Raw genomic sequence first — 9,503 nt, forward strand, 5'->3', positions numbered from 1 at the left:
GCCCGTTTTTTGGGATATCTCTCGTTTTCCGATTATGTCAGATCAAAAAACAAAAACCACCAATGGTTCAACGATGCCGAGATGCAGCGCCTCAAACATAAGTCCCGGTTGGAACCGGGAGATTTTGCGTTTTTGGTCCAACAATACAAACAATATAATTCGGTCTATTATGTTTCAAGTCTTTTTGAACATGCGGTGTACCTCGAAAACTGGGACAATGCAAAGGACCTTTTTGAGCCTCTTAATATCCCCTTCTTAAAAGCGAATGTGGACGTGACCGAATATACGGCCAAAATGGCCTATTTGGTCTTCCAGTTCATTAACCAAGTCCCCGAGACCTTTTTTGAAGGGATTCGCAAAAACTTGGTTTCCTGTAAAGAGTTTAGGTACTATTGCATTTATATCTATGTCGATATCATCAACCTCAACCACCGGTATGGAAAAATAATAAAGACCGCCCAATCATTAGATATCGATTTTGAGGAACAGCTTTTCCTTGATCTGATCCATGGACTGAAACAATATCTGAACACAGGGACGGCACCTCCCGTACACCGAGAGGAAAAGGAACTGGACCATCTGCCGGATGTTCTGGTCGGCAGGTATTACGGTTATCGATTGCTTTACGCTAAAATCGAAGGAAACCCTAACGATGAAAACTTCCATTGGCAATGTTTTCTGGACCGAATGGATAACAAGACCGATCTTCGACAATATCTACACGAATTCATACACCACTTGATGTTGGCCAGGGACTTGGAACGCTTGGCATTTATACTGCAAACCTTTTACGAACCCATTTTTGACAAGCACCATTTGCACAGTTATCTGGATATTTTTCTGTTCAACCTCATGGATATTATGGTCAGTTATTGTTCCGGGGAAATCAAAAGGGCACAAATCATTTTCAAGGATTTGAATCTGGAAAGGATCAAATACGGGTCCTACTGTGACTACTATCTTATTTTTTATGCCATCATAGGATACCATTTGGCGGAAACGCAAAAAGAAAAGACCAGACACTTGAACAACTACCGAAATCTCACTGAGCTTTCAAAATTTAGCCTGTTGGACGATGCATACTTAAAACGTTTTTTGATAACGGAATAACCCCAATGTAAAAAACCATTGCGCTAACTAAAACTCACGTCCAACCGTCAGTGGGGGAGAATTGCCCTGGTCTATAAAATTTACCTCTTATCCATATTATAATTGACCAATATAGATAGATTTATGATGACCAGTCTGAAGAATGTGTATCCACCATAAATTTCATCAAAAAAAGCATCTTTATTTTTAAACACCATAAGAATTGAGGCTGAAAAATTTTCTTATGCTTACATTTTTAGCATCAAAAAAAGATCCAAAAATATATTCTTCCCATTATCCGTCCCATCCAGAAAGAATTTTAATTATAACAACTACCGACGTTAAAACTGACGAAGATTAAAAGGATAAATAAAATTGTGTTGGAAAGAGTGAACTAAGCCGCTAGATTACAGCAATATAGGTCAAAAAAATATTGGTTTGTTTTGGAGGATTATTTTTTCTTCTTCTCTGGATTTTGCCAAGTGTTGAACACGGAATAAACGATTATCTTATTTTTTATGATTTCATAAACAATTAGAAACGGAAAACGTTTTATGAATGCTTCTCGATAAGGTTTTCGCTTTTGAGGGAAGTGTTTCGGGTTCGCTACAATCCTCTCAAAATAACCGTCCAAATGTTCCAAGAATTCCTCGCCCAGCCCTGTTCGTTTTTCTTGATAATAAAGATAGGCCTCGATGATTTCCAGGTTGGCCTCATCCTTAATATCCAAAATATAGATCATCTACTAACTAGCATTTCTTGCATTCTTTTTAACCTGTTCCCAAGTATGGGATTTGCTCTCGCCCTTTAAATGAGCCTCCCTTCGCATACCGATCATTTGGTATTGCTCTTCGTCCAAGGTAAGTTCCTGCTCGTCCTTTTGGTAGCTTTCGGCCAATGCCTTTATCATTTTCAAAAGTCTTATGTCCGCTCTGTCAACGTATTCCTTGACCGTTTTCCTTAAATCGATTGTTGCCATGATAGCTTTTTTTCTTGAGATAAAGGTACAAATTCTGTTCCATAGGGACTGTCTTTTCAAATGTATAACCAGAAAAACAGCGGCTTGACTCTTAATCAATTGTCATTTTTTTTGTAAAAGCATTTTGTAGGTAAGGCTTCTGTTTTCAATGACAAAGCCCATTTGTTTGAAGGTATCAAAATAGCGATATACCGTCCGTTGGGAAATACCAAAGCGCTCCGCAAGTTCTGGGATAGTTCTTCCATACCTGCAATCGAGCATTAAAAGCACTTCCAACATTTTCTGAAATTTCGCCTGGTCTGCTATTTATTCTTTTACCTTGTTGTCTTCTTCTATTTGTATTGCACCGTCCAAAAGATGTGCACTATCAGCCCCTGATAGTCCCTCACAACTTTATTCAATTTAAACAGCATAGGGGATAAACATAATGGTACGTAATAGCAACAAAAATCCTTGACCGTATCACTACATCTTTAGTGATCAATCAATAAAACCTACTAAAATTGGAACGCCTCCGTCTAGGAGCCATTAAATCAAAGGCCAAGTTCAGTTCCAGGGAATTGGGCACATAGAACTGGGCCGCAGCACCAAAAGGGACCCTATAATTCACCCCAAACTCAATCCCGTTGATGTACATGCCCGCATGAAGTCCAAAATCCGTAAAATTGGCACCCTCCAGCATGTTAATGTGCTCGCTAATGCCCACAAACACATTGCTCAGGGTCACTTCCTGGAAGAAACTGTTGCGCATTTCCTTGCCCTGTCTGGAAATGGAGGTGAACAGGTACAGGAATGAATAGTCGGGCAATCGGTTCTGCCCGTATCGATTGATATCCAGCTCATAGCCCAACTGTAGGTTCATCAACATATCCAAGTTCACGGAAGTTCCGGTTTCCTTGGATTTCAGGGCAGGCTGGTTCAAATGCTTCACGGAGAGGCCCACTACAAAATTCTCATCATTGCGGAGCATGGCGGAAAAGCCAACATCAAAAAAACCATAATTATCCGAAGCGATAATGGGATCTTGGGTGACCGGCCGTATACGGCCCGAAAGGATATCCAATTGGTCCTGAAAGACCAAGTTGTTGAAATCGAACCGATAGCTCCCATACCCTGCACTGATGGCCGGGTAGAGCACCCAGTTGTAATCCAATCGAAGTTTATAGGCATACGTGGCCAATACATTGGAATAGTTATACCCTGCGGTATTTAATTTGTTATTGTAGAAATCCACTGCCAACTGGAAATTATAGGACTCAAAAAAAGTAGTACCAAAAGCGTACGTATGCTGCGAAAAGTCCCCGGACTTCCCTTCGCTTATAAATTCAGAGGCCACCCCGATTTTGGTAGACTCCTGAAAGGCATGAAAACTCGGATTCATAGAGGCCGGATACCGGTGCAGACTGTTCAAAAACTTTTCTTGGCCCCAGAGCGATGAAACTACAAGTGTCCATAAACATAATGTCAAAAAATAAATTCTTTGTTTCATTTTATCTCAATATTACAGCTTCCCCGGCCCGTGTCACTTCCTCACCTTGTAAGGTTTTGGCCGTAAACACGTACCTAAAATATTTTTGTACATAAGGTGAACCATCAACGTAGTTACCATCCCAGCCCCAGTATTTTGGTTTAGTTTGATAGTCATAGGCCATGGCAGTGACCAATCCACCCCAGACATTATATATCCTAAGTTCAAAGCTTTCGATTCCCGTGAACTCCCCTTCGAAATACTCGTTGATACCATCACCATTGGGCGTAAAGGCATTGGGGAACAAAATCTGATACCCCAGTCCAACGGCCAAAGATTCCGAATAACGTCGTGAACAACCCGCAGCGTTGAACACTTCCAGGCTTACCTCATAGGTCCCTGAAAATTCATAGCTGTGGATAACCTCTGCAGGATCTGTAGCAGGGTCCACCATGACTTCCGTACCATCGCCAAAGTTCCATACGGCCCAGGCAAAATCCCCCACGGTCTGGTTGGTGAACGTAATCTCTTCCTGCTCGAGCAGGGTACCGGAATTCCCAAAATTAGCTGAATCGAAGCCCAAGACTGCATCGGGAACACCCAAGGCCACCTCCTCTGTAATCTCACATCCCAGGGAATTCGCCATGGACAAGGTAGCAATATCCAAAGGTTGATCGATGAACAACTCATAAAGCCCATTGCCTTTGTAACCGGAGACAATGAGATTGCCATTGTAATAAAAGGTCATATCCCCTTCTTCAGCTCCTGTACTATCCAAAATCTGAATACTGGCCCAGCCTGGTTGACCATCACAAAGCACGGCATCAAAGGTCGGACCCTCCACAATCATCAGGTTCTCCTCCCCTCCCAAAACAAAGGTTTCTTGATAGCGTTTTACAGGGTTGTCATTGGTACAATCCAAAAGATCGCTCAAAACGGTCAATCGGTAACGACCTGCCTCCAAGTTGTTAATGGCACGGTAACCACGCGCCATTTCTTCGTATGACACATCACCGTCATCACCGGTTACTTCACGTTCCCAAATGATCTCGTATATGGGCTTTCCTCCTTCAATCTCAATATTGATCGAACCGGTTGTGGAATTGCCACAACCCGGATGTATCACATTAGAGCTTACCCTGATCGGTTCATACACATTGGTAAAGGAGAACACAAAAGGTTCGGATGTGCAACCCGCAGCATCGGTAATGTACAGTTGATACTCGCCTTCTTGAACAGGTATCGTGGAGACTCCGCCCAAATCAAAATTATCCGGGCCAATCCATCTTAGATCATAGGACGTCTGGCCTCCGGCGCCATAGAAGGGAGTGCCCCCAGAAATCGTTGTTGGCGGCAAACTGAATGTTGGAGAATTTTCACAAACATCAATGGTGAAGCTTGTTTCCCCCGTATAAGTAATCGGATTATGGTCGATTACCGTAAACGAATAAACAGCGCTACAACTACCGGAAGGGGACGTCATATCCCTCGCTTCCAATGAATAGGTCCCTGGGGACAGCCCATTGAGGCTGTAGCGGTCATTTACCGTATCATACGACAACAATGGATTTGAAGTATCTATGGCGTTACCATCCAAATACAGCTGTATTGGGTTGATATGTTCGACCCCAAAATAAAGTTGCCCATCCGCCACATTACAGGTCGGCGATGTAAGTTCGGTATCCACAATCTGAATCGTGCCATCGGGAACTGCCACAAATCGCTGTTGTATGTTACACCCTCCCGTACTGCCATCAGTGATGGTAATCCTATAATTTCCAGGCAGGGCATCATCATAAACCAAGGCACCGTCTTCTTCAGGAAGACGTACCCAACCATAACAATCCGAAGAACAGTCGCTATTGGATGGATCCAACAAGCCCCAAACTTCCCAGGTCACAAAATAAGGGACAACCACCTCAGTGCCCAGGAACAACTCGATTACCGCTGGATCGCTTGGGGTAACACAGGAAGTATTTTGAACAATTGCCTCAAAAGCAAATCCTTGATTACCCTCTTCCAAAACCATAGTGACCTCTTCACTTTCACAAGAATCACTATCGGTAACCGTCAACGTGTAGGTGCCAGGGTTGACCAATCCCTCAATAGTCGATAAATCGATACCGGATTTTGAATAGGATGGTCCCGTCCATTCATAGAAATAGGGCGCTCGCCCACCGGACACTTCCACCGATAGACTTCCGGGCACCTCACAATTTATGGGAACTTGTCCGGTTACCGGGGAATACATGACCAATATAGGTTCATTTTCAAGCATCTCTACATCCAAGGTAAAGGGCGTACAATTATTGGCATCCGTCACGGTAACCTGCCGACTACCAGCTGCAATCCCGGTCAATGTAAACTCATTTGTGTTGAAGGTTTGATACGCGCCGCCATCGACACGTGCCTTGTAGGGCAAGGTACCCCCAAAAACAGCAACCGTTACCGTTCCCCCTAGCGAACTATCACAGCCCACATTCTGTACATTGACGATTTGAGCATCAATCGGGTCGGGTTCAGTAATAATGAATTCCTGACTTATGGAACAGATGTCTTCAAAGTCATCCAGGTAACGCAATTCCACACGGTAAGTTCCTGCCCCGAGGTCGTACAATTCCCTTACATTCGTTGCATAGGATGTATTGTTTTTGTACCAATCGATCTGATACGATCGATCGGGATCTGCCGAGATCAGGATACCAATATAGCCATCCTCATCCCCAGAGCACAATAGTTCTTGGTTGATGACTTGACTTTGCGTAATCTCCAGATATTGTGCGGACCCTACCGTCACCGAGGTGGTGGCTGAACATCCATATTGATCGGTAACATTTAAGATATAGGTCCCCGCCTCCAGATTCATCGGATTATCGGAGATAAAAGTTCCACCGGAAGGAGACACCCATTCTATCTGGAACGGAGCCACTCCGCCTTGTATGGTCAGGTCACCAACATCCATGAAAATAGCACCATCGCTTCCGCCATAACAAGAGACAGCTTGAGTTCTAATGGTCTCCTGATTTAATTGCAGACCCAGCGGGATAGTAATCTCACCTGAAATGGGAGGACAGGAGCGATCACCCATATCATCGACCGTAAGACCATAAGACCCTCCGGGTATCAAATTAGGGAATACGTGTCCTGCGGAAGCAATCAATTGCTCAACCCTCCCATTAGGATGTACCAAAGTATATTCATAGCTTCCACTACCTCCGGCAACACCTGTCTCCAAAGTACCATTACAGGAAGCCTGCAAATCCATAGCGAAAGGTTCGGGCTCGGTTACAATAATATAATCGGAGAATACAGAGCAAAAGTTATAAACTAGCTCCAATTGATAGCGACCTGGTCCCAAGTTGGAAATGGACCTGGTATTACCAAAGTAGTCAGGGTCATCCAGGTTTATCCATCGATATTCAGCGGTCGATGGGTCAGGACCATCTGGAGGGAAAATGATATCCACTTCGCTCAAGGTGATACTGCCATCCATTGCAGCGTTACAACTTACATCGATTACCCCATCGGACTGTATGGCAGGCTCATCAATCAATGGCGGTCCTATCAGCATAATTTCCGTAGGCCCATCGATACTTTCACAATTGTTCTGATCGGTAACGTCTATGGAATAGATACCGGATTCCAAATTGTTCAAACACCATGAACCGTTGCCCATATCCGTCCAACCCGAACCTATGGGGAAAGGGTTTGTGCCCCCAGAAATGGTTATACAGATGGATCCGTCATTTAGGATTTCAGGTGTACAAGTAGGGTTTACTATGGTATCGACCGTAAATGTGATCTCCTCAGGTTCATCCACAATAATACTACCTGAATAGCTACAACCATTGGCATCCGTAACTGTAAAGAAATGCTCACCAGAGGTTACGCCCACATCTCCCACACCGGTGTAAGGCGGTGTGCCCCCTATCGCCGCAATACTGACGGTTCCTGAATCACCACGACATGGTATGGGTTCCGTAATTGTTGCACTGGCTATCAGTTCCTCAGGCGCTATCACCGTTATAAATTCGGAAGTCGAGCATCCATTCGCATCCATTATTTGAATTTCGTGTGTCCCTGCTGACAGGGTATGGTTGCCGGTACCTTGATAAGGAGGAACGCCACCTGATGCCGTAATATTATAGGTTACCTGGTCCCCATAACACAGGGCCTGTCCGGATATCTGGGTATGTGAAGAGGTGATTGGCGTTGGTGCCTCCAAAACATAATCCACAGTGACATCATATGGACCGTTATTATCCGATATGGTCAGCGTGTAAGTGCCTGGCATTAAATTTTCAAATTCCAAAAGAAAAGGAGTTACAGGGTCCGCATCCAAAATACCTCCCGGATTTAAAGAATAGGCAAAACTTCCAGATCCACCAACAACCAAAACCTCTATTCCTCCATCGTTCCCATCGGTGCAACTGACTTCATAACCATTATAGTTCGTTATCTGTGAATCAATAGTAATTGGATTGATAAGCTTTTCTATTTGATAAATGGGGGAAATAAACTCACAGCCATCGGCATCCAGTACTTTGAAGATATAATTGCCCTCACAGGCATTGTTGATGATACTGGAACCCGTACCTACAATAGTGTCAAAATTCCCTGAATCCGGCACAGATTCGGTATACCATTCCAACAGGGAGTAAGGTAATGTTCCTCCTTGTAGCTCCAGTTCAATATACCCATCACAATTAGGTGAGATATTGTTACTCGAAACATTCACTAAGGATACCAAATCAAAGGTGACGGGTTCAGGAGGTTCAATTATATAATCAAATGTATAGGTACAACCAAGATCATCTGTAATTTCAACAGTGTAGTCCCCTGGACAGAGATCATATTGATTCTGAAGTGTTGCGTCCACTATTGGATCTGGCTCTGTTCCCGAATAACTCCATGCAAAACTATACGGGCCTACCCCTGAAGGATTTAGCTCAATACTTCCTCCGCAAAGTTCACTGTAACTGCAGTTGATGTTGGAAACGACCGCATTATCCACCACTCCAGGATTCACCGAAACGGTCAGGGTAAAAGAATCCCCTTCACATTGGGAACTCGCTGGGTTGGAAGTAACATAGTATGTAGGGGTAACCGTATATATCAAAGTTTGAACTGTACTACTGTCATTAAAGAGTATTCCTGTATCCAAAAATGGTTGATCAGAGCCAGAGCTGTACCCTGAAATAGCTCCACCACTGAGATCGTTGACCGTCCAGGAGTATAAGGTCAAATCAGGAACTATGGTAGAGGTATCTGGGAAAACACCATTGACCGGGGTAAACAAAAAGGACTCCCCATCACATACAGTGGCTATATGATCAGGAATATAGGGTTTAGGCTCTATCCAGACAATGGCACTAAAAGGATCTCCTGCACATGAACCATTGTATGGGGTAATGATATACTCGATACTTTGATTAATTTTCGTCAAGTTTTGTAGTTCTTGGGATATCGAATTCGTTGGTGTATTGTTATCGCTCCAACCACTGATGTTTGGATTGGGAATTACCTGCCAGGTATAGGTTGTATTCGCAGGAACTATCGTATTGGAATCAGGTACCCCATTAACCGGTTCAATAATGAAGGGCTCACCACTGCACCGTGTATCGGTCAATCCGGAATCATAAGGAACAAAAGGCCTTGGTTGTACTGTCAATTCCATTTCAAAGGTACTGGAACATACACCCGAAGTAGCACTAATAGTATACGTTATGGTCTGATCAACATTGGTCGTGTTGATCAAATTGTTTTGTTGAAATTGACTTTCCCCAGATCCGTTTGTTGCCCCCGTAATATTGGGATTATCCACAAAAGTCCAGCTATACGTTGTTCCTAAGGGTACAATGGTTGTGGGAGGGTTATGCGTTGGATTAAATACAAATGACTCCTCACTACACAAGCTAAATGCCTGGTCCTCCACAACGGGCTCGGGATAGACCGTCACCGTCACCG

At 43.8% G+C, this 9,503-nt stretch carries 6 protein-coding genes; 1 reads left to right on the forward strand and 5 read right to left on the reverse strand.

From position 1 onward, the window contains the following. A partial coding sequence (locus tag EO130_RS15515) for a hypothetical protein (protein ID WP_164732890.1) occupies nucleotides 1-1,110 on the forward strand: 1,110 nt, incomplete at its 5' end. A 430-nt stretch (nucleotides 1,111-1,540) separates the two neighbouring features. Here EO130_RS15515 and EO130_RS15325 read toward each other — a convergent pair. The 5 genes from EO130_RS15325 to EO130_RS15345 form a co-directional block, all read right to left on the reverse strand. Continuing rightward, entirely contained in the window at nucleotides 1,541-1,831 is a 291-nt protein-coding gene (locus EO130_RS15325) for a type II toxin-antitoxin system RelE/ParE family toxin (protein WP_127142491.1), read from the reverse strand. Between the two features lie 3 nt (nucleotides 1,832-1,834). Continuing rightward, nucleotides 1,835-2,068, reverse strand: coding sequence for a hypothetical protein (locus EO130_RS15330; protein ID WP_127142493.1), 234 nt, complete (start codon nucleotides 2,066-2,068; stop codon nucleotides 1,835-1,837). Nucleotides 2,069-2,170: 102 nt separating this feature from the next. Further along, the gene (locus EO130_RS15335) at nucleotides 2,171-2,347 is read right to left on the reverse strand and encodes a helix-turn-helix domain-containing protein (protein ID WP_127142495.1); all 177 of its coding nucleotides are present in this window, start codon (nucleotides 2,345-2,347) and stop codon (nucleotides 2,171-2,173) included. 205 nt (nucleotides 2,348-2,552) lie between these two features. After that, nucleotides 2,553-3,557 carry a type IX secretion system membrane protein PorP/SprF gene (locus EO130_RS15340; RefSeq protein WP_127142497.1) on the reverse strand — a complete coding sequence of 335 codons (1,005 nt, stop codon included), beginning with the start codon at nucleotides 3,555-3,557 and terminating at the stop codon, nucleotides 2,553-2,555. A 1-nt stretch (nucleotide 3,558) separates the two neighbouring features. Next, entirely contained in the window at nucleotides 3,559-9,495 is a 5,937-nt protein-coding gene (locus EO130_RS15345) for a PKD-like domain-containing protein (RefSeq protein WP_417935526.1), read from the reverse strand. Nucleotides 9,496-9,503: the final 8 nt, after the last annotated feature.

Origin of the sequence: Flagellimonas marinaquae (assembly GCF_003992675.1) — a bacterium.
Lineage (GTDB): Bacteria > Bacteroidota > Bacteroidia > Flavobacteriales > Flavobacteriaceae > Flagellimonas > Flagellimonas marinaquae.

Bases quoted from the DNA above. Each gene is read 5' to 3' on its own strand.
- EO130_RS15340 (WP_127142497.1), bottom strand. From the start codon at position 3,557: ATGAAACAAAGAATTTATTTTTTGACATTATGTTTATGGACACTTGTA.
- EO130_RS15335 (WP_127142495.1), bottom strand. From the start codon at position 2,347: ATGTTGGAAGTGCTTTTAATGCTCGATTGCAGGTATGGAAGAACTATC.
- EO130_RS15325 (WP_127142491.1), bottom strand. From the start codon at position 1,831: ATGATCTATATTTTGGATATTAAGGATGAGGCCAACCTGGAAATCATC.
- EO130_RS15330 (WP_127142493.1), bottom strand. From the start codon at position 2,068: ATGGCAACAATCGATTTAAGGAAAACGGTCAAGGAATACGTTGACAGA.